This is a genomic window from Metabacillus sediminilitoris, from assembly GCF_009720625.1.
GTDB classification, from domain to species: domain Bacteria; phylum Bacillota; class Bacilli; order Bacillales; family Bacillaceae; genus Metabacillus; species Metabacillus sediminilitoris.
The window spans coordinates 5,359,194-5,384,646 of record NZ_CP046266.1 but is presented as its reverse complement, the minus strand read 5'-3'; the positions used below and the strand labels follow the sequence as shown (position 1 = coordinate 5,384,646).

The window sequence follows — 25,453 nt, the reverse complement described above, 5'->3', positions numbered from 1 at the left end:
TCACCTGTAGAATGTCCCTGCATTCCATTCTCTTCCTGTTCTCATGGTATGGAAGTGATATATAATAGTAAAAGGAAAAAAACGTTAAGAACAAGGGAGTACTAAGTATGGACCTTTTATCATCAACCACATTAATCACTCAACCGCAATGGCGGGTCATTGATCAATCAAGTTTAGGACCTCAGTTTGATGCAAAGCATTCGTTTGCGATTGATGATACATTATGTGCCAGTGTAGGAAAGCAAAAATCACCAGCAACAGTAAGAACTTGGGTGCATCACAATACGATTGTACTAGGAATTCAAGATACAAAGCTGCCGTTTCTCGAAGAAGGAGTGAATTTCTTAAAGAATCTTGGCTATCGTGTGATTGTCAGAAACTCTGGAGGACTTGCAGTTGTTTTAGATAAGGATGTATTAAATATCTCGCTCATTTTCCCAGATACAGAAAAAGGCATTGATATCAATCGCGGCTATGATGCGATGCTAGATTTAATTAGGAAGATGCTGAAGGAACATGGCGGACAGATTGAAGCACGTGAAATCGTCGGATCCTATTGCCCAGGGAGTTATGATCTAAGTATCAATGGAAAGAAATTTGCCGGGATATCTCAACGTCGATTGCGCGGCGGGATTGCTGTACAAATCTATCTTTGTGTTAGAGGAAGCGGGGAAGAGCGGGCAGATTTGATCCGTCAATTTTATGACATCTCATTAAAAAATGAACAAACGAAATTTATCTTTCCAACGATAAAACCGGAAACAATGTCATCATTAAGTGATTTGCTGCATAGTGACCTTTCAGTTGAAACGATGATGTTTGAGCTATTAACGACGTTGAAGGAGAATAGCCAGCAATTAATTCCTTCTTCCTTAACAGCAGAGGAACAGCTTCTTTTTCAGCAAAACTTAGTTAGAATGAACGATCGAAACGATAAAGTGTTCAAGCAGTTTCGTAATGAATGATAGTTGTGCATGCTTTTTATAGGAATCTCTTTTATTTTACTATTCTTAGAGCTATGAAGGCCAAAAATAGGTTGGGCAACAAGGAAAGAGTCCGTCATCAGAGTTATGAAGGCCAAAAATAGATTGGACAACAAGGAAAAGGGTCGTCATCAGAGTTATGAAGACCAAAAATAGGTTGGGCATGAAGAAAAGGGTCGTCATCAGAGCTATGAAGACCAAAAATAGGTTGGTCAACAAGGAAAAGGGTCGTCATCAGAGTTATGAAGACCAAAAATAGGTTGGTCAACAAGGAAAAGGGTCGTCATCAGAGTTATGAAGACCAAAAATAGGTTGGGCAACAAGGAAAAGGGTCGTCATCAGGGTTATGAAGACCAAAAATAGGTTGGTCAACAAGGAAAAGGGTCGTCATCAGAGTTATGAAGACCAAAAATAGATTGGGCAACAAGGAAAAGGGTCGTCATCAGAGCTATGAAGACCAAAAATAGGTTGGTCAACAAGGAAAAGGGTCGTCATCAGAGTTATGAAGACCAAAAATAGGTTGGGCAACAAGGAAAAGGGTCGTCATCAGAGCTATGAAGACCAAAAATACGTTGGTCAACAAGGAAAAGGGTCGTCATCAGAGTTATGAAGACCAAAAATAGGTTAGGCAACAAGGAAAGAGTCCGTCATCAGAGTTATGAAGGCCAAAAATAGCTTGGGCAACAAGGAAAGAGTCCATCATCACAGCTATGAAGGAAAGGACCCTTATTTTTTCTGAAATGATTAACCTGAACGTTTGAAACAGCAAAGATCATGAAAGAAGAGAGGTCTAACTTAGTTAGATCTCTCTCCCATTTCTAGTCTATCTAGTATTCTTCTTTTCCGGTAAAGCATAATACCTGTTTCAGCTAAATCGTGAATCATTGAGCGATTTGTTATGGCTCCGAACACCATTCCTGCAATGGGGACCATTTGAAGAAGTTTTTTCCATCCAAATTGATCACGGTATGTGAAGACAACCTCGCGCCATCCTTGCAACTGGGAGATCATTTCTTGGTTTGTTGATTGACCTCTTGTATAAAATGTCGATAATTCATTTAAAATGGCTTGTTTCCCAACAATATCAGCTGATGAAAATTGCAGACATTTAACGATGAAAATCCGCTCTTCGCGATCTTTTGGGTCATAACCATAAGTGATGGCAATTTCCTGGAGTGTTTTTAATGAAAGGCCAAGTATAACTGGAATATCCACCGCTAATGTGAAAATTCCGCCGATCCCTGTTGTTGCTCCTTGTACAGTTGCTAGCTTGCTTCGTGTCGATTTCAACTCTTCACCAACGGCATCCATTGTAGTCAATGGAAGTGAGGAGACATCGGAAATGATCAAATCTTCATTTTGCGAATGCTTACGGAGTTTGGTTAAAATCAATTTTTCTTGTGTTAAATATTGTCCGCCTGTTTGGACAAATTGCCCAAGCTCATCTAGTAATAAACCAATTTTCTTTTGAATAAAAGCAGGAGTTATCTTATCTAATAGCTTAAAAGGGAGGCGGCCAAGTTTTTCCCAAAACCAAAGTCCCTTTTGATCCTTCTCCCATTTTTCAATAACGTGTAATTCTGTTTGTAACCATTCCTTCGTTTCCACATCATTCCAACTTTCATATGTTAGTAATAGCAGATGATTGTTTTATGTCTTAACTATACATGTTCTACGGTCTTCAAATAAAAAAGTTTCAAAATGGGAAGGTTTCTGTCTCAAATCATAGAATTTGTATGCAAAAGAAAAAGACGCGGGAAGCTCCACGTCTTTTTACTCAGCCATTTTTTCTAAGTTTCCGTTTCGATCCATTTTAAAGGTAGTCGCGGAAGTGCGATCTTCCTCATCAAATAAGACTAGCTTTCTTGCGCGATTCATAATTTTCATCAATGTTTCATAGTCTTCTTGAACAGTAACGGTATCTTGTTCAAGTCTCTCAACCTTTTTCGTTAATTCTTCATTTTGCTTAGAAAGTTCTTGATTTTCACGTTTTAACCGTTTGTTTTCACTCATTAACGCCTCTGAATGCTCGTTAGATGATTTATAAGAATGCAAGAATGAAATAACTTGCTCCATCGTCAATCTATTAGGTGAACCATATGCTTGAGTCATTCCTTGTGCAGGAACTATGCTTACTTCTTGTGCTTGTTTTGGTAAGTTTGCAGAAACGGTAACATCTTCATCAGCAGGCATCACTTCAGCCATATGACTCTCTAAAGCTGACATCATCGTAAGCTCTTCTTGCTCATCAAAATCAATAGTAGGTACGTCTGGAGAGTATAAAAGCTGTTTCTTAACTGGTTGTCCTTTTCCTAACGCACGCATTCTTTGTTTTCGCTGTTTTTTAGCAAGCTGAAGTGCTTTTTCATAGTCATGTCGTACAACAGCATTCCAGCGAAAGCCACATGCAGCAGAAGTTCGATTCAGCTTATCTCCTACTTCTTCAAAGGCGTTTAATTGGGTACTGCCTTCACGGACATGTCTTAACACCGTTTCAGCTAGTAATAAATCATTCTCTTCAGACCAAGCATCTTGTCTTTGTTTCATCATATTTCCAACTCCCTATAGCATGAAATATTTTTACATTTACTGTTAATAACATGGACAAATTCCTAAAGTTTTATACAAGGTTCTTAAGAGGATAGTAGTTTTTTCTTTTTGAGGGGGAAAAATAACGAATTTTTCACCTTTTAGTGAACAATCTATCTTTTATTTTTCCAATCTACTATGTATGGAAAAACCATCCAGTGGTGGAAGTGAAATATGAAGACGATGACTTAAGCGAACTTGCAATGATTGGTGAGAAGCGGTAAAATATCTTTTAGCTAAAAAGCATCGTACTCCTTTTATAAAGTAGATTAAAGACTCTTATTTTGGGAAAAAATGAATAAAATCTTTCGGTTTTTATATAAGTTGAAAACAACTGTCATCACCATTGTTAAAAGTATGCAAGGGTGATTTTTTAATTGTCTTCTAGCCCATGTATTTTTGTTGTAAAACGAAGAAATTTGTCGAATAAAAGATCTGTTTTTATGGAGTTTTAAGTAGGGTTTTCGGTGTTCATGTCGAATAGATATCGTTACAATATAGAAATAAAAAGATAAGTCAGAACGGAAGAGGGAAGACAATGGAAAATGGAAAATTGTCTGAGGAAAAGGTATTTAAAGATCCCGTTCATCGTTATATCCATGTACGAGATAAGCTTATTTGGGATCTGATTGGAACGAAGGAATTTCAACGATTAAGAAGAATTCGCCAATTAGGAACAACGTATTTAACGTTTCATGGTGCAGAGCATAGTCGCTTTAATCATTCTTTAGGTGTGTATGAAATTATTCGCCGTATTGTGGATGATGTCTTTAAAGGACGTCCAGAATGGAATGATGATGAGCGATTATTGTGTCTATGTGCAGCACTGTTGCATGATTTAGGCCATGGACCGTTTTCACATTCCTTTGAAAAAGTGTTCCATCTAGATCATGAAGATTTTACACAAGCGATTATTCTTGGCGAGACAGAAGTTCATTCGGTGTTAAAACAGGTCGACAACGATTTTCCGAAGAAGGTTGCCGAGGTTATTGCAAAAACATATGAAAATAAGCAGGTTGTTAGTTTAATTTCCAGCCAGATTGATGCAGATCGTATGGATTATTTGCAGCGCGATGCCTATTATACAGGTGTCAGCTATGGACATTTTGATATGGAACGGATTTTACGGGTGATGCGTCCCCGTGAAGATCAAGTTGTCATAAAAAGCAGCGGAATGCATGCGGTAGAGGATTATATTATGAGCCGCTATCAAATGTATTGGCAGGTATATTTTCACCCTGTGACACGAAGTGCGGAAGTTATTCTCACAAAAATCCTTCATCGGGCAAAACAACTGCATAAGGAATTTTACTCCTTTAAACATAATCCTATTCATTTTTATTCGATGTTTGAAGATGAACTGACATTAGAAGATTACTTGAAATTAGATGAATCGGTTATTTTGTATTATTTTCAAGCGTGGGAAGATGAGGAAGATCCGATCTTAAGTGATTTATGTAGAAGGTTTATGAATCGTCAACTGTTTAAATATGTTGAATTTAATCCTAATGAACAAATGATGACATTAATGGAACTGACAACATTATTTAAAAAAGCTGGTATTGATCCGGACTATTACTTAGTTGTCGATTCTTCTTCAGACCTGCCATACGACTTTTATCGACCAGGTGAAGAAGAAGAACGGCTTCCAATCCACTTACTTATGTCAAATGGTGATCTGCGTGAATTATCGAGACAATCAGAAATCGTTGACGCCATCTCTGGAAAAAGAAGGACAGATCATAAATTATATTTCCCGCTGGATATCCTGCAGGATTTCTCAACGAAACGATCAGCAAAAAAGAAAATACTTGAACTATTAAAGATTTCTAAATAGAAAAGCGCCTGTTAACATGACCTGTGCGATGGGGAGAGGTGCTTTTTCCCGACAGAAAAAGAGGATAAAGAAAGAGTTAGGAGATGACGGGGCATTGATGAAAGAACATGCTAAGTTGATGAAGGTTATCTCATCAGCTGGTGAAATCATTGGTCGGAAAAAACTGCAAAAAATGATTTATATCGCAAAAAAGGTAAACCTGCCTTTTTATGAAAAATATAATTTTCACTTTTATGGACCGTATTCAGAGGAGCTGACACTCCGGATTGAAGAGCTTTGTAACTTAGGATTTATTCATGAAGTTCATGAGAAAAAAGGCGGTTATTTTCAATATCGTTATTCGTTAACAGATAATGGGAGCGAGTTTTTAGGGCATTATGATCTAGATATGCCTCCTCTTAAAGATTGTATCCTTGATTTAAATGAGCAGAGCTCAAGGTTTTTAGAACTTGTTTCAACTGTTTTATATTTTGAAGGGTTAGCGCAAGAAGAGGTAAAAGAAAAAGTATTTACATTAAAAAGTAAGCAGCGTTATACAGAAGAAGAAGTTTTAGAAGCGTATAACTATATCGAAAAAATTAGAGGATTAGTAGAAGAAGAGCCCGCCGATCAATAAAGGCGAGCTCTTTTTTCTTACCCTGATAGTTTTATTGATCACTTAAGCGCTTTCCATTAACCGCATAGTGATTTTTGCTCATTTCTTCAATGAAAACAGCGATTTTTTCAGATGGTGCACCAGTTGTTTCAGAGACAGCAGCAGTTACTTTTTCAACTAATGCTCTTTTTTGCTCCTCTGTTCGACCCTCTAGCATTTTAACTGTTACATATGGCATTGTTCAGTTCTCCTTTTATATAAGTTTTGGCTTCATGCTGATATAATATTTGTAAATATAGCCTGTAAATATAGTATACTTTAATCGAAAATGAATTGCATTACATGGTAAGCTTTTAGTGAGTAGTACATGTTCGTTTGATTTTATTCGTCTAAAGGAGAGAGAGATGGACAATTTAAATATAAGTAACTTTTTAGCTTTTCCATTAGAAGTGATACCATATGTTATCATTACGTTAATTGTCGCATTTACTTGCCACGAATTTGCCCATGCCTATGTCGCATATAAATTCGGTGATCCGACTGCCGAGAGACAGGGGAGATTAACGCTTAATCCTTTGGCACATTTAGACCCATTTGGTACACTGCTTATTTTTATAGCAGGATTTGGATGGGCAAGACCTGTTCCGGTTAATCGTTATTTTTTTAAACGTCCTCGTTTAGCAGGTGTGCTCGTTTCTGTCGCAGGCCCTTTAAGTAATTTAGTCCTTGCTTTCCTTGGGACGGCCATTTCGTTTATTTTGGCAGCAACAAATATGCTGTCAGCAATTCCAGAAAACTATGGGAATAGTATGCTGCAATTTTTCGATCTTTTCGTATCACTGAATGTCATGCTGTTTATATTTAATCTGCTCCCGTTTCCGCCGCTGGATGGTTACCGCATTATAGAGGATCTTTCACCGGCAAATGTTAGGGCGAAGCTGACACAATATGAGAGCTATGGCATGATTATTTTTCTGATCCTAGTGATTACACCTCTTGATCGTTACATAATCCACCCTATTTTTGATGTCGGTGGAACAGCTGTGATGAACCTATTTTATTTTTTATTAAGTCCAATTATAGGATAGTTGATGAAGGAGGATAAAGAATGGAACAAGATAAAAAGAAAAAAAGTATCGGGTTTAATATTATAAAAAGTGATCCAACTGATGGGCATAAGGGCTTTGGTGTGGGCGCACTTAGCCTTGATAATGTGTCACCAGTCTTTATTGATGTCGAAGAAGGAGAAGCATTCGTTGATATCGGTGCCATGCATGCTAGAAGTGTTGTTGAAAAAGGTATTAAATTCCTTAAAACGAAAGAAGAAGTTCCTAATGGAAAACCTTATTGGCTTGTATGGGTAACAATTGACCGAAAGTTAGAAGGGCCGTATTATGCTGGTGTGGCTGCGTGTGAAATGACGGTTGACCGTTCGATCAGAAGAGGGTATAAATCACTTCCAGAGCATGTAAATCGCATGGATAAATCAATGAAGCGCCATATCATCGTTGATCATATGGATGAACGTTCAAAAAAAATCCTTGCAGATTACTTAAAAAAGCATGACAAAGGCATGTGGGAGCTTTCTGAACAAAAATTAAAGGATGATCTCAACACAATGTAAATATGTCTGAATTGTGACGGTTTTGTGAATAAATTGGTAAAATCTTGTGATTTTTGCGTAAAATTAGTAGACTAGGTATACAGTTTTTTTATAAAACTAGGACATAAAAAACCCCGAACAGAGATGTTCGGGGTTTTTTACTGTTAAGAGTACTATGGCATGCATGTCGGGGATGTTCAAGGCGCTTCCGCTTTAGTATCAATCCCACCATTTAAACAGCTTATCAAACAAACTATCTTCTTTTTGTTTAGATTCCTTTTCTTTAGGCATTTCCGTGCTATGTTCTGTACAATATTCTGTTGGTTCAGTGCCTTCAACATAATAGGTTAGCCGTTTTTCGGGGCATTCCTTTGTAGCGAGTTTTCCGCTGGCAGGATTAATGTATACCCCGACAAGACCGTCTGGAGGGCGGAATGCCTTTACAGATTCATCCTCCAATGCCTTTTCCATAAAACGAGCCCAGATCGTTTTTGAATAGCCTCGTTCTTGGACGAGATCAATTGATTTCCCTTTATCATAACCTGTCCAAACACCTGCAACGATTTGTGGGGAAAAACCAATCATCCAGCTGTCTGTTGACGTTGAGCCTGATTTTCCTGCGTAGTCCCTTGTTAAGGTATTCGCAATACTTTGTCCTGTAACAGACGTGTATCCATTTAACTTTGGATCGAACATACCTGTCATCATATGTGTTGTGACAAACGCAGCTTGCTCATTTAAAATTTGTTCCTTATTCTTTTCAGCTTTATAGATAACGTCACCATTCGCAGCTTCAACCTTCGTAACAAACGCAGGCTCAATTTTTTTTCCGCCATTTCCTAACATTCCATAGGCATTTACAATATCAACTAACCGAATTGGTGATGTGCCCAACGCTGCTGAAGGGACTTTCTTAATTTTCGTATCCAGCCCAAACTGTTCTCCAGATTTGACGAGCTTATCCATACCAAGGAACATATGTGTTTTCACTGCATAAATGTTATCAGACAATGCAATGGCTTGGAGCATGGTGATAAAGTCATTCGCATAATAGTCATTATAGTTGCTTGGTTTATACGTGGCCTTTCCATCATCATATGAGAATGTTGTTGGTTCACTCATCATCTCTGTAGAAGGTGTAAAGCCATTGTTTATAGCTGTATAATATAATAATGGTTTGATCGTTGAACCTGGCTGTCTTTTAGCTTGTGTCGCCCTGTTAAACGGACTTTTTTCATAATCACGTCCACCGATTAATGCTTTCACATACCCTGTTTTTGGATCCATTGCGACAAAACCAGCTTGTATATCTGATTTTTTTTCAATAGAGGAAGCGACAATTTCTTCTGCGATTTTTTGCATGTCAGGATCCAATGTCGTATAAATTTTTAGCCCCTTTGTTTTGAGAATATCCTCGTCCATTTGTAAGTCCATTGCTAACGAACTCATAACAGCATCTTGAAAATAGGGAGCCATTCCTTTTTGGACCTTTTCTTCCTTCGTTGTATAGACAAGTTTTTCACGTAAGGCACCATCTAACTGCTTCTCTGTAATATAGCCCTCATTTGCCATCATTTTTAAAATAATCGTTTGGCGCTCTTTCGCTTTTTCTTGATTGATATATGGAGAATAAAGATTTGGTCCCTTCGGAATACCTGCAAGCATCGAGGCTTCAGCTAATGTTAATTGACTGGCATTTTTACCAAAGTAGTAATTAGCTGCAGCCTCGATCCCATAAACACCATGACCATAAAAAATTGTGTTTAAATACCCCTCTAAGATCTCGTCCTTGCTATAATTTTGCTCAAGACGAATTGTATAAAATGCCTCCATCGCCTTTCGCTGCCACGTCTTTTCATGCTGCAAAAACAAATTACGAGCATATTGCTGTGTAATCGTACTTGCACCCTGAACCTTAGCCATCGCCCGCAAATCGGCCAATGCAGCACCTGCAATTCGTTTATAATCAAAACCATGGTGATCATAAAAGCTCCTGTCCTCAATCGCGATAGTAGCTTGCAGAACATGTTCAGAGATATCATCAAGATTTACCCAATACCGTTTTTGACCATTATGCAATTCCCCAATCTTTGACCCGTCACTTGCATAAATAATCGTTGATTGTGGAACTGTTAAAGAAGGTGGTCCTTGCCATTTTGCATACAAAACAATACTAAGAACGACCGTGGAAAAAAAGATCAATAATAGCAAACTAATAAATGTTATTGCGCGGATTGTTTTTAACGTAATTCGTATACGCCTTGGTGTGATCACATCCATTTGGCTCACCTCCAACTTTTAAAAATAGAAAGCATAGCTCTACTGTAAAATATACAGAGCTAGGCAAAAATAACTCCGAACTTTAAGATATTAGCCATTATGGGTTCTTTTTAAGCATTTTAAACATTTTGATCAAAAGTCATAAACTTTTTTCTTGATTTTTTGCTAGATTTATCTATAGTTTTAAAAGGATATAAAGAAAAGCGGAGGCGCCTCGAACAGGTCCGACAAGCATAAGACGCTTTCCGAATAGAAGGTGTACTTTACCTTCAATTCGGAAAGTGGCTTATGACTCGAGGACCTAGGCGCTGGAGCTAGACACAAAACTAAGTACAACTGTCTTATTTCGAGCTTTTGTATAAGACTCTAAACATTTTCAAAGAATAATAAAAGCTAAATACAAACATTTCTCTACTTGGGTTTGACCCGCAAGTGTTTGGATAAATGTATAGTAGAAAGCTGAAAGGATGGTAAAAAAATGAGTGAATTATGGTACACAGAAAAACAAACGAAGAATTTTGGGATTACATTAAAAATTAAACAGACGTTACATACAGAACAAACAGATTTTCAGTATTTAGAAATGGTTGAAACAGAAGAATTCGGTAACATGCTATTTCTTGATGGAATGGTTATGACATCTCAAAAAGATGAATTTGTCTATCATGAAATGGTTGCACATGTTCCTTTATTTACACACCCGAACCCTGAGAATGTTCTAGTTGTTGGCGGTGGAGACGGTGGTGTAATCCGTGAAGTGTTGAAGCACCCGCAAGTGAAAAAAGCTACACTTGTTGATATCGATGGCAAAGTTATTGAGTACTCAAAAAAATACCTTCCTGAAATTGCAGGAAAGCTTGATGATCCACGTGTTGAAGTAAAAGTAGGCGACGGCTTCATGCATATTGCAGAAAGTGAAAATGAATATGACGTGATTATGGTTGACTCAACAGAGCCAATGGGACCTGCTGTTAACTTATTTACAAAAGGCTTCTATGCTGGCATTGCTAAAGCACTTAAAGAAGACGGCGTTTTCGTTGCACAAACGGACAACCCTTGGTTTACACCTGAATTAATTACAAATGTACAACGCGATGTAAAAGAAATTTTCCCTATCACACGTCTTTATACAGCGAACATCCCAACATACCCAAGCGGTTTATGGACATTCACAATTGGTTCTAAAAAATACGATCCACTTGAAGTAAGCGAAGATCGCTTCCATGAAATCGAAACAAAGTACTACACAAAAGAATTACACAAAGCTGCGTTTGTCTTACCGAAGTTTGTTAGTGACTTAATTAAATAATATAGAAAAGCGGAAGCGCCTTGCCCAGCTCCGAAAAGCATAAGACAGGCTGGAATAGAAGGTGTACTTTACCTTCAATTCCAGAATGGCTTATGACTCGAGGAGCTAGGCGCTGAAGCTAGACAATATAGAAAGTGAGAGAAAATTCTCTCACTTTTTTTAAAGAATGGAGGAAAAATCAATGAGATTCGATGAAGCATATTCAGGCAATGTATTTATTAAAAGCCACCCGAATTATGAAGAAAGTGAAGCGGTTATTTATGGCATGCCAATGGACTGGACAGTTAGCTACAGACCTGGCTCACGTTTTGGCCCAGCACGTATCCGCGAAGTGTCAATTGGTCTTGAAGAATACAGCGCTTATTTAGATCGAGAACTGGAAGAAGTGAAATATTATGATGCCGGAGATATTCCGCTTCCATTTGGTAATCCGCAAAGAAGTATTGAGATGATTGAGGATTACATCGACCAGCTTTTAGCAGATGACAAATATCCACTTGGAATGGGCGGGGAGCATTTAGTATCCTGGCCAGTCATGAAGGCTATGTATAAAAAATACCCGGACTTAGCGATTATCCATATGGATGCACATACAGATCTACGTGATGAATATGAAGGCGAGCCATTATCACATTCAACACCAATTAAAAAAATTGCGGATCTAATCGGACCAAAAAATGTGTACTCCTTTGGGATCCGTTCTGGCATGAAAGAGGAATTCCAATGGGCAAAAGAAGTGGGCATGCACATCTCTAAATTTGAAGTGCTTGAGCCTTTAAAAGAAGTATTGCCAAAGCTTGCCGGGCGCCCGGTATATGTCACAATTGATATTGATGTCCTTGATCCAGCACATGCACCAGGTACAGGAACTGTAGATGCCGGCGGGATTACATCAAAAGAGCTTTTAGCATCCATTCATGAAATTGCAAAATCGGATATACGTGTTGTTGGTTCCGATCTTGTAGAGGTTGCACCAATTTATGATCATTCTGAACAAACAGCAAATACAGCAAGTAAAATTTTGCGAGAAATGATTTTAGGTTGGGTACAAAAGAAGGGTTGATGACAGAAAGAGTCTAACAAGTAATCTTGTTAGGCTCTTTTTTTTTGCTGAAATGTCCGTAACTATATTGATACATCTGTAATAAAAGCGAAGTCGGCAAAAAGTTGTCAATAGGAATAGGAGTATATAATCCTGGATTAAAAGAGAAATTATACCAATTACAGTGAAATTTTTAGTAAAACAACTAAATCTATTTTTTCTCTTAAAACCTTATTAGATTCAACTAGACAAGTAGATTTTCCTGGGTAAATAAGACTATCATAAAAAAATAAAAAGAAAATTGCTAAATCCTCCCTGAAATATTACAAGAAAATGCATGTTACGATATGTTCGAATCAAGCAAGGATAGGGAGGATGAACACATTGAAGAAGAAAATGATTTTTTCAGTTGTAGCTGGAGCAGCACTGTTAATGGCTAATCCAATCGCAGATAAGGCAGATGCTGCGTCAAATTCATCGAATGCACAAGCAAAAGTGTACTATTACCAATCTAACAATATAAATATCGATGAAATAAATAGTTTATTAGAAAAATACATGCAAAACGTTCAAATAAAACAACCGACAGGCCAGCCTGCAGAAGTTGAAGTGCCTAAAGAAGAAACGACAACAACTGAACAACAAGCACAGCAACCAACACAGCAGCAGCCAACACAAACAGAGCAGCCAAAAACAGAACAGTCTGCATCCCAATTAAGTGCATATGAACAAAAAGTAGTCGACCTAACAAATCAGGAACGTGCGAAAAATGGACTGCCAGCACTTCAAGTTGATACAGCGTTAAGCAAGGTTGCCCGTGAAAAATCATTGGACATGCAAAGAAATAACTATTTCTCACATACAAGCCCAACATACGGATCTCCATTTGATATGATGAAAAAGTTTGGAATTACGTATAAGGCTGCAGGAGAAAACATTGCAAAGGGCCAACGCTCACCTGAAGAAGTCGTAAATGCATGGATGAACAGCGAAGGACATCGTAAAAATATTTTAAGCTCGAACTTCACTCATATTGGAGTTGGGCATGTAGCAGATGGAAACTACTGGACTCAACAGTTTATCGGGAAATAAAAATGAAAGTAGCGACTAGGTAACTAGTCGCTATTTTTCATGGAGAAAGATATGAATTTGGCTTCTTTTTATGTTTATTATGCACTGAGCTTTACGATTAAAGAGTTTTTGACTGAACATGGGGATGATTTTAAAGCAATTGTCTTTCGTCAATTGCTTTTTTCGGCTTATTACCAAGATATGACCTATCTTGGTAGGAAAATCCATCAACTCTGAGTATTAATCTATCAACTTTCTTAAAAAATCTATCATTCGATACAATTCGTAATTTACACACATTCCAAAACAAAAAAGTTAAAAATCAGTTTACTACCCGACAATGAATCTTCCCTCTTGCGTTGTTGCAATTGGTTCTTTACAATAGTAAAGTTATAGAAGAATGATGAAAAGGAGTGTTCGACATGTCAGAAAGCACACCTATTCAATTAACTGTTTTATCAGAAATTCGTAATGGTAATGATGATAAAGAAACGATTGAAGTCAAGACAACAGGAGAGTATGTGCAAAAGGGAAAGACTCTGTACATAAGGTATGAAGAGGAGCATGAACTCGGCTTCGTAAAAACAACGGTTAAAATAGCAGGGAATGAAGTTGTTGTCATGCGTTCAGGGGCTGTTGCGATGAAGCAGCGCTTTTCTGAGGGAATGGTAACCTTAACAGATTATTCAACACCTTTTGGCAAACTTCAGTTAGAGACAAAAACAAAATCGTTAACAATTGATACAAATGAGCTTGAAGGCAAGCTCGTTATTTTATATGATTTGCAAATAGACGAAAAAGAAAAACATGTACATAAATTAGTGTTGACCTATAAGGAGGAACAGAAATGAATATCGTTGAACAAGTAAAAGAACGGTTAAAGGATGAAATCAAAGCTGCAGTTAGTAAAGCAGGTCTTGCTGAAGAAGCACAAATTCCTGACGTTCTTTTAGAAATCCCAAAAGAAAAAGCACATGGGGATTATTCGACAAATATGGCGATGCAGCTTGCCCGCGTGGCAAAAAAGGCACCTCGCATGATCGCAGAAGAACTTGTTGCGAACTTTGATAAAGAAAAGGGCTCAATTGAAAAAATTGAAATCGCAGGACCAGGCTTTATTAACTTTTACATGAACAACAGCTATTTAACAGATTTAATCCCGTCTATTTTAAAAGCTGGAGCTAGCTATGGTGAAACAAACATCGGCAATAAGGAAAAGGTTCAAGTAGAATTTGTATCAGCTAATCCAACAGGTGACTTGCATCTAGGTCATGCTCGCGGTGCTGCTGTCGGCGATTCATTATGCAATGTTTTAGCAAAAGCAGGCTATGATGTGTCACGTGAGTATTACATCAATGATGCCGGTAATCAAATTAACAACTTAGCCCTTTCAGTTGAAGCACGATATTTTCAAGCACTTGGAAAAGATGTTGAAATGCCTGAAGATGGCTATCATGGCGAAGATATTGTTGGGATCGGAAAGAAAATTGTTGACGAATTTGGAGATAGATTTGCTGAACAAGACCGAGACGAGCGTTTAGCTTTCTTTAGAGAATACGGGTTAAAATACGAAATGGGCAAACTAAAAGCAGATTTAGAGGAGTTCCGTGTCTCATTTGATCATTGGTACTCAGAAACATCCCTTTATCATAACGGTAAAATTGATGGCGCCCTTGCAGCATTAAAGGAAAAAGGCCATATTTTTGAAGAAGGCGGGGCAACATGGTTCCGCTCAACAACATTTGGTGATGACAAAGACCGTGTGTTAATTAAAAACGACGGATCTTACACATATTTAACACCTGATATTGCATACCACAAGGACAAGCTTGATCGCGGTTTTACAAAGCTTATCAATGTATGGGGCGCAGACCATCACGGCTATATTCCACGTATGAAGGCAGCGATTGAAGCGCTTGGCTATGAAAAAGACACACTTGAGGTTGAAATTATTCAACTTGTTCACCTTTACAAAAACGGTGAAAAAATGAAAATGAGTAAACGTACTGGTAAAGCTGTTACAATGAGAGATTTAATTGAAGAGGTAGGCCTTGATGCTGTTCGCTACTTCTTTGCAATGAGAAGCGCTGATACACATATGGATTTTGACCTTGATCTAGCCGTTTCAAAATCAAATGAAAACCCTGTGTTCTATGCGCAATACGCACATGCACGTATTTGCAGCATGCTTCGCCAAGGGGAAGAGCAAGGATTAGCATATGAAGATAACTTAAAGCTAGATGAAATCACGTCTGAAAAAGAATTTGACTTATTGAAAAAATTGGGTGAATTCCCACAAGCGGTAGCTGAAGCAGCACAAAAACGCATCCCGCATCGCATCACAAATTACATTTACGATTTAGCATCAGCGCTGCATAGCTTCTATAATGCTGAAAAAGTGCTAGATCCTGAAAATACAGAAAAAAGCCGCGCTAGACTCGGCTTAATGAAGGCTACTCAAACAACTTTACAAAATGCATTTACATTAATTGGTGTATCAGCACCAGAAAAAATGTAAGGAATAAAAAATCAGTTGAACATTTGTTCAACTGATTTTTTTATGAGTTGTAATATAGTCGATGGAAGTGAAAAGGTATAATAAATTAGATAAATGGTTCAATTAAGAGAAGAAGTGGTTCAATCCCAACAAAAAACAGCTGCTCACTATTTGCAATTCGTTATAAAAAATGTGAAACAAGAGTAGCCACAGCTTCTTTCCCTCTTTCTAGCAATGGGCGCTTTTTATAAAACTCATATGTTAACAGCTCAGATCGATTGAAGTCTTCATAAATAGACGTTTTGACAAGTTTGACAAATTCTTGATCATAAATGATGCAATTCATTTCATCATTTAAATATAAGCTTCTTTTATCAAAGTTAGCTGTACCGATATCACATAATTGATCATCGATCACGATGACCTTTGCATGGTAAAAGCCGTGGTAAAAGCGGTAGATCTCAGCTCCGGCTAATAAAAGCTGTCCAAAGTACGGAAAAGCAGCTTGTTTAACTAAAGGATGATCAGCTTTCATAGGAACCATAATTTTTACTTTCATTCCATTTGCTAAAGCGCGCAGTAACTCATCCAAAATTTTTTTCCCTGGTATGAAATAAGGAGAGCAAATAAGAATTTCTTGTTTTGCCTCTTTAATGAATGATAGAAAATGCTCATCAAGATGCTTACCATACGTAGAAATAAAGGTATGTTTACTTTTACCTTGCTCGAGGTTAGGAAAATAACGTGTTTCTTCAAGGTAATTCTCAGCTGTTGAATCAAACCAATCCCTTAAAAATTGCTGCTGCAAATCAGAAACACCTTCACCAGTGAGTTTGAGATGGAAATCTCGCCAATAGCCAAATTTAGGATCTTTTCCGATATATTCTTTTCCGATATTAAAGCCGCCCAAGTAACCGATTTTTCCATCAATAACGGTTATTTTACGATGGTTTCTTGCCTGAAGGGTATAAAAAAAGTATGGAAATCGGGGAGCATGTGAGCGGGCAAATTTTACGCCTTTTTCTTTTAGGACATTGATTTTTTGTTTATCAAGCTCAAAACTCCCAACATAGTCGAGCAGGAGACGCACTTCCACGCCAATGCTTGCCTTTTCACCTAATAAAGAGAGGAATTCATTGCTAATCTCATCATTTTTTACGATGTAAAATAACACGTGAATGCTTTGCGTACTATTTTTTATGCTTTCGAATAAATCATGAAAGAGCTTTTCACCGTCAATAAAAAGCTCGAGATCGCTCTTTTTAGGATGGAATTGAGTATACTTTGATTTGGAAAGATGATCTTTTCTTCCTAAATGATAATCAATTGTAAATAAGCAAATTACTGCCACTATGATAAAGCTGATAATCAAGAATATAGTCAATCACTATTCCTCCTAGTAGCATAACAATGCATTAAAAATCTTCCATTTCCGGTATTGTGTACAAAAATGTTCCTTTTTATCCCGATATCAACGGGCAGAATGTCCCTGCTGAGGATTAATAGCATGTCCATTTTCTTGCATATTTTCGGGGCTGATGAATACATATGTAACGAGTATATTGAAATTTCACAATGAAAAGTGTTGACTGAATGATCATTCATAAAATATCATAAGAGTATAGAATGAATTCAGAAAATTAGAAGTGTTACGAAACAAAGGGTGAAAAGATCGTAAGGAAAGAGACCGGAGCAATGGGGAGATAGGGGGAATAGAATTGGATGCACTATTATGGGTGAATTTTCTTGCATTCGTAATTGTAACCGCTTACGCAATTCATTTGTTTGTCTACTTACTTCGCACGAGAATGGCCTACATTAAGCTAGGGAAAAAAGTTGAATTTGAAAGTAAAGTAAAGGAAAGATTGCAAAAGGTTTGGGTAAATGTGTTTGGACAAAAAAAGCTCTTAAAGGATAAAAAGAGCGGTGCCATACATGTCATGTTTTTCTATGGCTTTATACTTGTTCAATTTGGAGCGATTGATTTTATTATTAAAGGATTAATTCCAGGGGCGCATTTACCACTCGGTCCGTTATATCCCGCTTTTACCTTTTTTCAGGAAATTGTCACATTTATGATTTTAGTAGCAGTTGTATGGGCGTTTCACCGCCGTTATGTTGAAAAGCTTGTTCGCTTAAAACGCGGCTTCAAAGCAGGCTTGGTTTTACTTTTCATCGGCGGACTAATGTTGTCTGTTCTTCTTGGCAATGGAATGGGCATCATCTGGCATGGTCATGAACTGACATGGTCTGAGCCAATTGCTTCCTCTTTAGCCTTTTTACTTAGCTTTGTAGGTGAAACAGGGTCAATTGTGATATTTTATGTCGCTTGGTGGATCCATTTGCTATTTTTATTAACATTTTTAGTATATGTCCCGCAATCAAAACATGCACATTTAATTGCAGGACCAGCAAATGTGTATTTTAATCGTGTTTCAAATCCAGGCAAGCTTGAAAAAATTGATTTTGAAGATGAAACGCAAGAAACATTCGGTGTTGGAAAAATCGAGGATTTCACACAACCACAATTAATTGATTTATATGCATGTGTAGAATGCGGGCGCTGTACAAATATGTGTCCTGCAACAGGTACAGGAAAAATTCTTTCACCAATGGACTTGATTTTAAAGTTACGTGATCATTTAACATATACTGGTGCAGCTGTTACACAGAAGCAGCCATGGGTACCTGCAGCAGCTTTTAGTCATACACAAGGAAATAAAATTGCGATGATGGCTGCTAGTGCTGGTGCGCAGGAATCGGCAGCAACAGCTGTTGGCTATAACCCGTCTTTAATAGGCGAGGTCATCACAGAAGAAGAAATTTGGGCATGTACAACTTGCCGTAACTGTGAAGATCAATGTCCTGTTATGAATGAGCATGTAGATAAAATCATTGATATGCGCCGCTACCTTGTTTTAACAGAAGGCAAAATGGATACAGATGCACAACGTGCCATGACAAATATTGAACGTCAAGGAAATCCGTGGGGACTTAACCGTAAAGAGCGTGAAACCTGGCGCGAAAGCCGCGAGGATGTTGTAATCCCGACTGTAAAAGAAATGAGCAAGGCACGTGTTGAGTTTGAATTTTTATTTTGGATCGGCTCGATGGGCTCTTATGACAACCGCAGCCAAAAAATAGCCCTGTCATTTGCAAAGCTTTTAAATGAAGCAGGAGTGAAATTTGCGATTCTTGGTAATAAGGAAAAGAACTCTGGTGATACACCGCGCCGTCTCGGTAATGAGTTTTTATTCCAAGAACTTGCGACAAAAAACATCGATGAATTTGTGAAAAACGACGTGAAAAAGATTGTCACAATCGATCCGCATGCTTATAACATTTTTAAAAATGAATACCCTGATTTCGGCTTAGAGGCTGAGGTGTATCATCATACAGAGCTGCTTGCAGAGCTGGTTACGGATGGTCGATTAACACCGAAGTTGCCTGTAAATGAAACCATAACCTTCCACGATTCCTGTTACCTGGGCAGATACAATGAAGTGTATGAAGCGCCTCGTACCATTTTAAAAGCGATACCAGGGGTAAAGCTTGTCGAGATGGAACGAAATCGTGAGAAAGGCATGTGCTGTGGTGCTGGTGGTGGATTAATGTGGATGGAAGAAGAAACAGGCAGCCGCATTAATGTCGCACGAACAGAGCAGGCATTAACTGTAAATCCATCTGTGATCAGCTCAGGCTGTCCATACTGTTTAACAATGCTAAGTGATGGGACAAAAGCAAAAGAAGTTGAAGAACAGGTGAGCACATATGATGTAGCAGAGCTGCTTGAAAAATCAATTTTTGGCGAACAAAAAGAGTTGGTTTCTTAAAATGGCGGGACAGTCCCTAACTTATGGAGAGGGGCAGTCCTTGCTTAAAGAGCGCCTTCTATTCTGTCCTGTCTTATGCTTGTCGGAGCTAAGCAAGGCGCTTCCGCTTTTCATTGTCTAGCTGCAGCGCCTAGCTCCTCGAGTCATAAGCCATTCCAGAATTGAAGGTAAAGAACACCTTCTATTCCGGCCTGTCTTATGCTTTTCGGAGCTAAGCAAGGCGCTTCCGCTTTTCTACTGATTGAGCGTTCGTTCGGGTTCATTTATGCAAACGCTTTCTGAAGTTGATATGAAAGCTCATATATATAATGACATAACCATTCTTAAAGGAGAGATACACATGGCGAAAACAGTGATTTTAAGTGGAGTAAGAACACCGGTTGGTAAATTTGGCGGAGCATTATCGACATTAACGGCAGCAGAGCTTGGCGGAATTGCTATTAAAGAAGCGTTAAAACGAGCAAATGTTGATGGAGAACAAGTAAATGAGGTTATTTTTGGAAATGTCCTGCAGGGCGGACAAGGGCAAATTCCTTCACGCCAAGCAGCACGGAAAGCAGATCTTCCGTGGAATGTGAAAACGGAGACGATCAACAAAGTATGTGCTTCAGGCTTAAGAAGTGTGACATTAGCAGATCAAGTCATAAGAGCTGGTGATGAAGAGGTGATCGTTGCTGGTGGAATGGAATCGATGAGTAATGCTCCGTATCTTTTACCAAAGGCACGTTGGGGGTTGAGAATGGGCGATAGTGCTGTGAAGGATTTGATGATCCATGATGGCTTAACATGCAGCTTTACTGGCGTTCATATGGGCACATATGGAAACAGTACGTCTGCTGAATTACATTTGACTCGAAAGCAGCAGGATGAGTGGGCATTAAGAAGTCACCAGCGTGCCGTTCAAGCCCAGGAATCTGGCCTATTAAACGAAGAGATTGTTCCAGTTGCTGTTCCACAACGAAAAGGCGATCCGGTTATTGTTGATGCAGATGAAGCACCACGTAAGGATACATCAATCGAAAGACTATCTAAGCTTGTTCCTGTTTTTGATCATGATGGAACGATTACAGCTGGAAATGCTCCTGGTATTAATGATGGTGCGGCAGCCCTCGTCCTGATGAGTGAGGAACGAGCACAGAAAGAAGGGCTTACGCCATTAGCAGCAATCATTGGGCATACAGCGATTGCAACGGAAGCAAAGGACTTTCCGAAAACGCCAGGTCTTGTGATTAATGAGCTATTAAAAAAGACTGGTAAAACGGTAGAAGAAATAGACTTATTTGAGATCAATGAAGCATTTGCAGCAGTGGCATTAGCAGCTAATCAGATTGCAAATCTCGATCCGGAAAAAGTGAATGTAAATGGCGGGGCAGTAGCACTAGGTCATCCGATCGGCGCAAGCGGAGCGAGAATTATCATTACCCTGATTCATGAATTGAAACGAAGAGGCGGAGGGATTGGTATTGCTGCGATTTGCAGCGGCGGCGGTCAAGGCGATGCCATTATGATTGAAGTTTATTAATTTAAGAGATTGCGAGGAGGATAATGATGGATATTCAAAAGATTATGGTTATCGGAGCCGGGCAAATGGGCTCCGGCATTGCTCAGGTGTGTGCAGCCGCTGGCTTTGATGTTTTTCTTCATGATCTAAAAGAGGAATTTGTTAATAGAGGAATGAGCTCAATTGACAAACAACTCCAAAAACAAGTAGAAAAGGATCGAATTACATTACAAGAAAAAGACGCGATCCTTGAAAGAATTACACCCTCTGTTGACCTTACACATGCAGGTTCAGTTGACATAGTGATTGAAGCTGCTGTTGAAAAAATGGATGTAAAAGCATCATTATTTCATGAACTAGATAAATTAGCACAGGAGCACGCCATTTTAGCAACAAACACATCCTCATTGCCGATTACAGAAATTGCTGCTGCAACAAAGCGGCCAGAAAAAGTAATCGGTATGCACTTTATGAACCCAGTCCCAGTCATGAAGCTGGTAGAAATCATTCGTGGTCTGGCAACATCAGATGAAGTCTATGAGGCTATCCACGATCTGACAAAAAAACTAGCGAAAGTCCCAGTTGAAGTCAATGATTTTCCAGGCTTCGTTTCAAACCGAATTTTAATGCCGATGATCAACGAAGCTATTTATACCGTTTATGAAGGTGTCGCAACACCAGAGGCAGTTGATGAAGTGATGAAGCTTGGAATGAATCACCCAATGGGACCGCTGACCTTAGCTGATTTTATTGGTTTAGATACATGCCTATATATTATGGAAACCCTCCATGAAGGCTTTGGTGATGACAAATACCGCCCATGCCCATTGCTGCGAAAATATGTGAAAGCAGGCTGGTTAGGGAGAAAAACAGGCAAAGGCTTTTATTCCTATTGATTTCACCGCTTTTCGAAGTGCCTAGCTGCTCCTCTTTGCCGGGGCTAAGCAAGGCGCTTCCGCTTTCATTGTCTAGCTGCAGCGCCTAGCTCTTCGAGTCATAAGCCAATTCAGAATTGAAGGTAAAAAACACCTTCTATTCTGCCTTGTCTTATGCTTGTCAGAGCTAACCAGTCGCTTCCGCTTTTCATTGTCTAGCTGCAGCGCCTAGTCCCTCGAGTCATAAGCCATTCCAGAATTGAAGACAAAGAGCGTCTTCTATTCTGGCCTGTCTTATGCTTTTCGGGCCTAAGCAAGGCGCTTCCGCTTTTCTACTAATCCAAAGGGGTGGCATCAAGTGAATTTACATTTTACAGATGAGCAATCTATGATGCGGAAAATGGTTCGTGAGTTTGCAAAGTCAGAGGTCGAGCCATTTGTTGAAGAAATGGAAAAGGGTGTTTTTCCAAGAGCGATCTTAAAAAAAATGGGAGCGCTTGGGCTGATGGGGATTCCGATTCCGGAAGCGTATGAAGGGGCTGGTATGGATTTTACTTCCTATATCATCGCGATCCATGAAATTTCAAAAGTAAGTGCAACTCTTGGTGTTATTTTATCTGTCCATACATCTGTTGGGACCTATCCAATTTTAACCTTTGGTACGGAACAGCAGAAGAAGAAATTTGTCACAAAGCTAGCTAAAGGAGAGCATTTAGGCGCTTTTTGCTTAACAGAACCGAATTCAGGCTCAGATGCTTCCAGTTTGAGAACGAGAGCTGTTAAGATGGGAGATCATTATCGATTAAATGGCACAAAGGTGTTTATTACAAACGGCGGTGAAGCTGATACGTATATCGTATTTGCCAGAACGGGAAGTGGAAAAGGAAGCCAAGGTGTATCAGCATTCATTGTTGAGAAAGGAACACCCGGATTTATAATCGGAAAAGATGAACACAAAATGGGCTTGAATGGCTCTAGAACCGTCCAGCTTACATTTGAAGATGCGAAAGTGCCGATCGAAAATCTCCTTGGTGAAGAAGGGGAAGGGTTTAAAATTGCGATGGCTAATCTTGATGGAGGCCGAATCGGTATCGCAGCACAATCGCTGGGAATTGCTGAAGCGGCACTTGAAAAGGCAACAAAATATGCGAATGAACGACAACAATTCGGAAAACCGATTGCAAGTCAGCAAGGCATCGCTTTTAAACTAGCTGATATGGCAACAACAGTGAAAGCTGCAGAGCTATTAGTCTATCAAGCGGCATTTCTAAAAGGTAATCAACTACCTTGTGGGAAGCAGGCAGCGATGGCCAAGCTGTTTGCCTCAAAAACAGCGATGGATTCAGCGATAGAGGCTGTGCAAATTTATGGAGGCAATGGCTATACAAAAGATTACCCAGTAGAAAGATATTTTCGTGATGCAAAAATATGTGAAATTTATGAAGGAACGAGTGAAATACAACGAATTGTCATCAGCAAATACTTGTTAAAAGAAAAGTAAATATCGGGGGATGAATCTATGTATTTTAAGCTATCTGAAGAACATGAAATGTTGAGAAAAACAGTAAGAGATTTTGCGAGAAAAGAAGTTGCACCGACTGCGGCAGAGCGTGATGAGCAAGAGCGCTTTGATTTGAATATTTTTAAGAAAATGGCTGAATTAGGATTAACGGGCATTCCTTGGGCAGAAGAATATGGCGGAATCGGAAGCGATTATCTTTCATATGTCATTGCTGTTGAAGAGCTTTCAAGGGTGTGTGCATCAACAGGTGTTACGTTATCTGCCCACACATCATTAGCAGGCTGGCCGCTTCACAAGTTCGGAACAGAAGAACAAAAGAAAAAATACTTAACACCTATGGCATTAGGTGAAAAAATTGGTGCCTATGGTTTAACTGAGCCAGGTTCTGGATCAGATGCGGGCGGTATGAGAACAAATGCGAGAGTAGATGGTGACAACTATATTTTAAATGGCTCAAAAATCTTTATTACAAATGGCGGTGTAGCAGATATTTACATTGTTTTTGCCGTAACAGACGCTTCAAATAAAAAGAAAGGTACAACGGCGTTCATAATTGAAAAAGATTTTGAAGGATTTTCGGTAGGGAAAAAAGAAAGTAAATTAGGTATCCGCTCTTCACCTACAACGGAAATCATTTTCGAAGAATGTAAAGTTCCGAAAGAAAATGTGTTAGGGGAGATCGGTGATGGCTTTAAAATTGCGATGATGACATTAGATGGCGGCAGAAATGGGATTGCTGCTCAAGCGGTCGGCATTGCACAAGGAGCATTAGATGCTGCAGTGGAATATGCAAAAGCGCGTGAACAATTCGGAAAACCCATTTTCATGCAGCAGGGAATTAGCTTTAAGCTTGCTGATATGGCAACAAATATTGAAGCGGCGCGTCTATTAACCTATCAGGCGGCATGGCTGGAATCAGAGGGATACCCATACGGAAAAGAATCTGCTATGTCAAAGCTTTTTGCAGGTGACACGGCCATGAAGGTGACAACAGAGGCTGTTCAAGTATTTGGAGGCTATGGCTATACAAAGGATTACCCAGTCGAACGATTTATGAGAGATGCAAAAATTACGCAAATATATGAAGGGACACAGGAAATACAACGACTAGTTATTTCCCGTATGCTCACCAGTTGAAGATAACGACTATTTGATGTTTTACAACAAGCCCACTTTTAGGGCGGGAAAAGCGAGATTTAAATAATGGGAATGGAAAGAGTTTAATCTGTCTTAAAATAAGCGGGTTTCGTCCCCTTTCCTAGAAGTTAGGTGGTAGGTAGATGAAAAAGCGCGAGGTGCTTGCATCTGTGAAAGACGAAAAGTTAATTAAAAAGCGTCGAGATCAGATGGTTAAAGGTGCGGTGAACCTTTTTAAAGAAAAAGGGTTTCACCGCACAACAACAAGAGAAATTGCCCGGTCAGCCGGCTTTAGTATCGGAACGTTATATGAATACATCCGTCAAAAGGAAGATGTATTGTACTTAGTGAGTGATTCCATCTACGACCAAGTACATCTCCGTCTTGAGCAAGATATTGACACAAAACAAGGTACACTTGAAAGCTTAAAGCTAGCAATTAAAAATTATTTTAAAGTGATGGATGATATGCAAGATGAAATCCTTGTTATGTATCAAGAGGTAAAATCCCTATCAAAGGATGCCTTGCCATATGTATTAAAAAAGGAATTTGAAATGGCTGAGATCTTTAAGGAAATTATGAAGAGCTGCATTGATAATGGCGAATTAACGTTATCTGAGCAAGAATGTGAACTGCTGGCCCATAACATTATTGTTCAAGGACAGATGTGGGCCTTCCGCAGATGGGCGATCCAGAAGCTTTATACGATTGACCAATATATTGAATTGCAAACAAAGATGCTTTTGCAGGGAGTTAAATAACGAATTGCAGGTCTTGGG

The 25,453-nt window shown here is 38.9% G+C and carries 21 protein-coding genes; 16 read left to right on the top strand and 5 right to left on the bottom strand.

Annotated features, from left to right (window positions below):
* Positions 1-107 precede the first annotated feature (107 nt).
* Positions 108-965 (top strand): octanoyl-[GcvH]:protein N-octanoyltransferase, encoded by an 858-nt coding sequence (locus tag GMB29_RS25860; RefSeq protein WP_136357728.1) that lies wholly within the window; start codon positions 108-110, stop codon positions 963-965.
* Positions 966-1,778: 813 nt separating this feature from the next.
* On the opposite strand, the gene GMB29_RS25855 is transcribed toward GMB29_RS25860, so the two are convergent.
* Both GMB29_RS25855 and GMB29_RS25850 read right to left on the bottom strand, forming a co-directional pair.
* Positions 1,779-2,591 (bottom strand): EcsC family protein, encoded by an 813-nt coding sequence (locus GMB29_RS25855; RefSeq protein ID WP_136357235.1) that lies wholly within the window; start codon positions 2,589-2,591, stop codon positions 1,779-1,781.
* 165 nt (positions 2,592-2,756) lie between these two features.
* Entirely contained in the window at positions 2,757-3,533 is a 777-nt protein-coding gene (locus tag GMB29_RS25850) for an RsfA family transcriptional regulator (protein ID WP_168733936.1), read from the bottom strand.
* A 577-nt stretch (positions 3,534-4,110) separates the two neighbouring features.
* On the opposite strand from GMB29_RS25850, the gene GMB29_RS25845 reads away from it, so the two are divergent.
* Positions 4,111-5,409 carry an HD domain-containing protein gene (locus GMB29_RS25845; RefSeq protein WP_136357233.1) on the top strand — a complete coding sequence of 433 codons (1,299 nt, stop codon included), beginning with the start codon at positions 4,111-4,113 and terminating at the stop codon, positions 5,407-5,409.
* A 94-nt stretch (positions 5,410-5,503) separates the two neighbouring features.
* Positions 5,504-6,025, top strand: coding sequence for a YwgA family protein (locus GMB29_RS25840; RefSeq protein ID WP_196305215.1), 522 nt, complete (start codon positions 5,504-5,506; stop codon positions 6,023-6,025).
* Between the two features lie 31 nt (positions 6,026-6,056).
* Here GMB29_RS25840 and GMB29_RS25835 read toward each other — a convergent pair whose 3' ends face one another.
* Complete coding sequence (locus GMB29_RS25835) at positions 6,057-6,242, bottom strand: 2-hydroxymuconate tautomerase (RefSeq protein WP_136357231.1); 186 nt, start codon at positions 6,240-6,242, stop codon at positions 6,057-6,059.
* A 181-nt stretch (positions 6,243-6,423) separates the two neighbouring features.
* Between GMB29_RS25835 and GMB29_RS25830 the strand changes: the two genes are divergently transcribed.
* Together GMB29_RS25830 and GMB29_RS25825 are read left to right on the top strand one after the other, a co-directional pair.
* Positions 6,424-7,092: a site-2 protease family protein gene (locus GMB29_RS25830; protein WP_136357258.1), complete on the top strand. Its 669-nt coding sequence runs from the start codon at positions 6,424-6,426 to the stop codon at positions 7,090-7,092.
* A 20-nt stretch (positions 7,093-7,112) separates the two neighbouring features.
* Positions 7,113-7,628 carry a YwhD family protein gene (locus GMB29_RS25825; RefSeq protein ID WP_136357229.1) on the top strand — a complete coding sequence of 172 codons (516 nt, stop codon included), beginning with the start codon at positions 7,113-7,115 and terminating at the stop codon, positions 7,626-7,628.
* A 198-nt stretch (positions 7,629-7,826) separates the two neighbouring features.
* On the opposite strand, the gene GMB29_RS25820 is transcribed toward GMB29_RS25825, so the two are convergent.
* Positions 7,827-9,887: a transglycosylase domain-containing protein gene (locus tag GMB29_RS25820; protein ID WP_136357227.1), complete on the bottom strand. Its 2,061-nt coding sequence runs from the start codon at positions 9,885-9,887 to the stop codon at positions 7,827-7,829.
* 478 nt (positions 9,888-10,365) lie between these two features.
* Here GMB29_RS25820 and speE point away from each other — a divergent pair, with 478 nt between their 5' ends.
* The 5 genes from speE (at position 10,366) to argS (ending at position 15,827) form a co-directional block, all read left to right on the top strand.
* Positions 10,366-11,196 carry a spermidine synthase gene (speE, locus tag GMB29_RS25815; protein WP_136357225.1) on the top strand — a complete coding sequence of 277 codons (831 nt, stop codon included), beginning with the start codon at positions 10,366-10,368 and terminating at the stop codon, positions 11,194-11,196.
* Between the two features lie 181 nt (positions 11,197-11,377).
* On the top strand, positions 11,378-12,259 hold the full coding sequence (speB, locus tag GMB29_RS25810; protein ID WP_136357223.1) for an agmatinase: 882 nt from the start codon (positions 11,378-11,380) through the stop codon (positions 12,257-12,259).
* A 363-nt stretch (positions 12,260-12,622) separates the two neighbouring features.
* Positions 12,623-13,330, top strand: coding sequence for a CAP domain-containing protein (locus GMB29_RS25805; protein ID WP_136357221.1), 708 nt, complete (start codon positions 12,623-12,625; stop codon positions 13,328-13,330).
* A gap of 401 nt (positions 13,331-13,731) precedes the next feature.
* Positions 13,732-14,160 (top strand): YwiB family protein, encoded by a 429-nt coding sequence (locus tag GMB29_RS25800; protein WP_136357219.1) that lies wholly within the window; start codon positions 13,732-13,734, stop codon positions 14,158-14,160.
* Positions 14,157-15,827 carry an arginine--tRNA ligase gene (gene argS, locus GMB29_RS25795; protein ID WP_136357217.1) on the top strand — a complete coding sequence of 557 codons (1,671 nt, stop codon included), beginning with the start codon at positions 14,157-14,159 and terminating at the stop codon, positions 15,825-15,827. The genes GMB29_RS25800 and argS overlap by 4 nt, the downstream gene beginning before the upstream one ends.
* 160 nt (positions 15,828-15,987) lie before the next feature.
* Here the strand turns inward: argS and cls are convergent, their stop codons facing one another.
* The gene (gene cls, locus GMB29_RS25790) at positions 15,988-17,178 is read right to left on the bottom strand and encodes a cardiolipin synthase (RefSeq protein WP_136357256.1); all 1,191 of its coding nucleotides are present in this window, start codon (positions 17,176-17,178) and stop codon (positions 15,988-15,990) included.
* 346 nt (positions 17,179-17,524) lie between these two features.
* Between cls and GMB29_RS25785 the strand changes: the two genes are divergently transcribed.
* From GMB29_RS25785 to GMB29_RS25760, 6 genes are all read left to right on the top strand, one after another.
* Positions 17,525-19,639, top strand: a complete 2,115-nt coding sequence (locus GMB29_RS25785) for a (Fe-S)-binding protein (protein ID WP_136357215.1) — start codon at positions 17,525-17,527, stop codon at positions 19,637-19,639.
* 340 nt (positions 19,640-19,979) lie between these two features.
* The gene (locus GMB29_RS25780; protein ID WP_136357213.1) at positions 19,980-21,161 is read left to right on the top strand and encodes an acetyl-CoA C-acetyltransferase; all 1,182 of its coding nucleotides are present in this window, start codon (positions 19,980-19,982) and stop codon (positions 21,159-21,161) included.
* Between the two features lie 26 nt (positions 21,162-21,187).
* A complete protein-coding gene (locus GMB29_RS25775; protein WP_196305214.1) occupies positions 21,188-22,036 on the top strand; it encodes a 3-hydroxybutyryl-CoA dehydrogenase in 849 nt (282 codons plus the stop codon).
* 337 nt (positions 22,037-22,373) lie between these two features.
* The gene (locus GMB29_RS25770) at positions 22,374-23,516 is read left to right on the top strand and encodes an acyl-CoA dehydrogenase (protein ID WP_136357209.1); all 1,143 of its coding nucleotides are present in this window, start codon (positions 22,374-22,376) and stop codon (positions 23,514-23,516) included.
* 18 nt (positions 23,517-23,534) lie between these two features.
* The gene (locus tag GMB29_RS25765; protein ID WP_136357208.1) at positions 23,535-24,674 is read left to right on the top strand and encodes an acyl-CoA dehydrogenase; all 1,140 of its coding nucleotides are present in this window, start codon (positions 23,535-23,537) and stop codon (positions 24,672-24,674) included.
* A gap of 143 nt (positions 24,675-24,817) precedes the next feature.
* On the top strand, positions 24,818-25,435 hold the full coding sequence (locus GMB29_RS25760; RefSeq protein ID WP_136357206.1) for a TetR/AcrR family transcriptional regulator: 618 nt from the start codon (positions 24,818-24,820) through the stop codon (positions 25,433-25,435).
* Positions 25,436-25,453 lie beyond the last annotated feature (18 nt).

What these genes read in the sequence shown, in the direction of transcription:
- GMB29_RS25835 (WP_136357231.1), bottom strand. Translation starts at nt 6,242, where the DNA reads ATGCCATATGTAACAGTTAAAATGCTAGAGGGTCGAACAGAGGAGCAA.
- GMB29_RS25765 (WP_136357208.1), top strand. Translation starts at nt 23,535, where the DNA reads ATGTATTTTAAGCTATCTGAAGAACATGAAATGTTGAGAAAAACAGTA.
- GMB29_RS25860 (WP_136357728.1), top strand. Translation starts at nt 108, where the DNA reads ATGGACCTTTTATCATCAACCACATTAATCACTCAACCGCAATGGCGG.
- GMB29_RS25760 (WP_136357206.1), top strand. Translation starts at nt 24,818, where the DNA reads ATGAAAAAGCGCGAGGTGCTTGCATCTGTGAAAGACGAAAAGTTAATT.
- speB (WP_136357223.1), top strand. Translation starts at nt 11,378, where the DNA reads ATGAGATTCGATGAAGCATATTCAGGCAATGTATTTATTAAAAGCCAC.
- GMB29_RS25800 (WP_136357219.1), top strand. Translation starts at nt 13,732, where the DNA reads ATGTCAGAAAGCACACCTATTCAATTAACTGTTTTATCAGAAATTCGT.
- GMB29_RS25825 (WP_136357229.1), top strand. Translation starts at nt 7,113, where the DNA reads ATGGAACAAGATAAAAAGAAAAAAAGTATCGGGTTTAATATTATAAAA.
- GMB29_RS25845 (WP_136357233.1), top strand. Translation starts at nt 4,111, where the DNA reads ATGGAAAATGGAAAATTGTCTGAGGAAAAGGTATTTAAAGATCCCGTT.
- GMB29_RS25780 (WP_136357213.1), top strand. Translation starts at nt 19,980, where the DNA reads ATGGCGAAAACAGTGATTTTAAGTGGAGTAAGAACACCGGTTGGTAAA.
- speE (WP_136357225.1), top strand. Translation starts at nt 10,366, where the DNA reads ATGAGTGAATTATGGTACACAGAAAAACAAACGAAGAATTTTGGGATT.
- GMB29_RS25820 (WP_136357227.1), bottom strand. Translation starts at nt 9,887, where the DNA reads ATGGATGTGATCACACCAAGGCGTATACGAATTACGTTAAAAACAATC.
- GMB29_RS25850 (WP_168733936.1), bottom strand. Translation starts at nt 3,533, where the DNA reads ATGATGAAACAAAGACAAGATGCTTGGTCTGAAGAGAATGATTTATTA.
- GMB29_RS25775 (WP_196305214.1), top strand. Translation starts at nt 21,188, where the DNA reads ATGGATATTCAAAAGATTATGGTTATCGGAGCCGGGCAAATGGGCTCC.
- argS (WP_136357217.1), top strand. Translation starts at nt 14,157, where the DNA reads ATGAATATCGTTGAACAAGTAAAAGAACGGTTAAAGGATGAAATCAAA.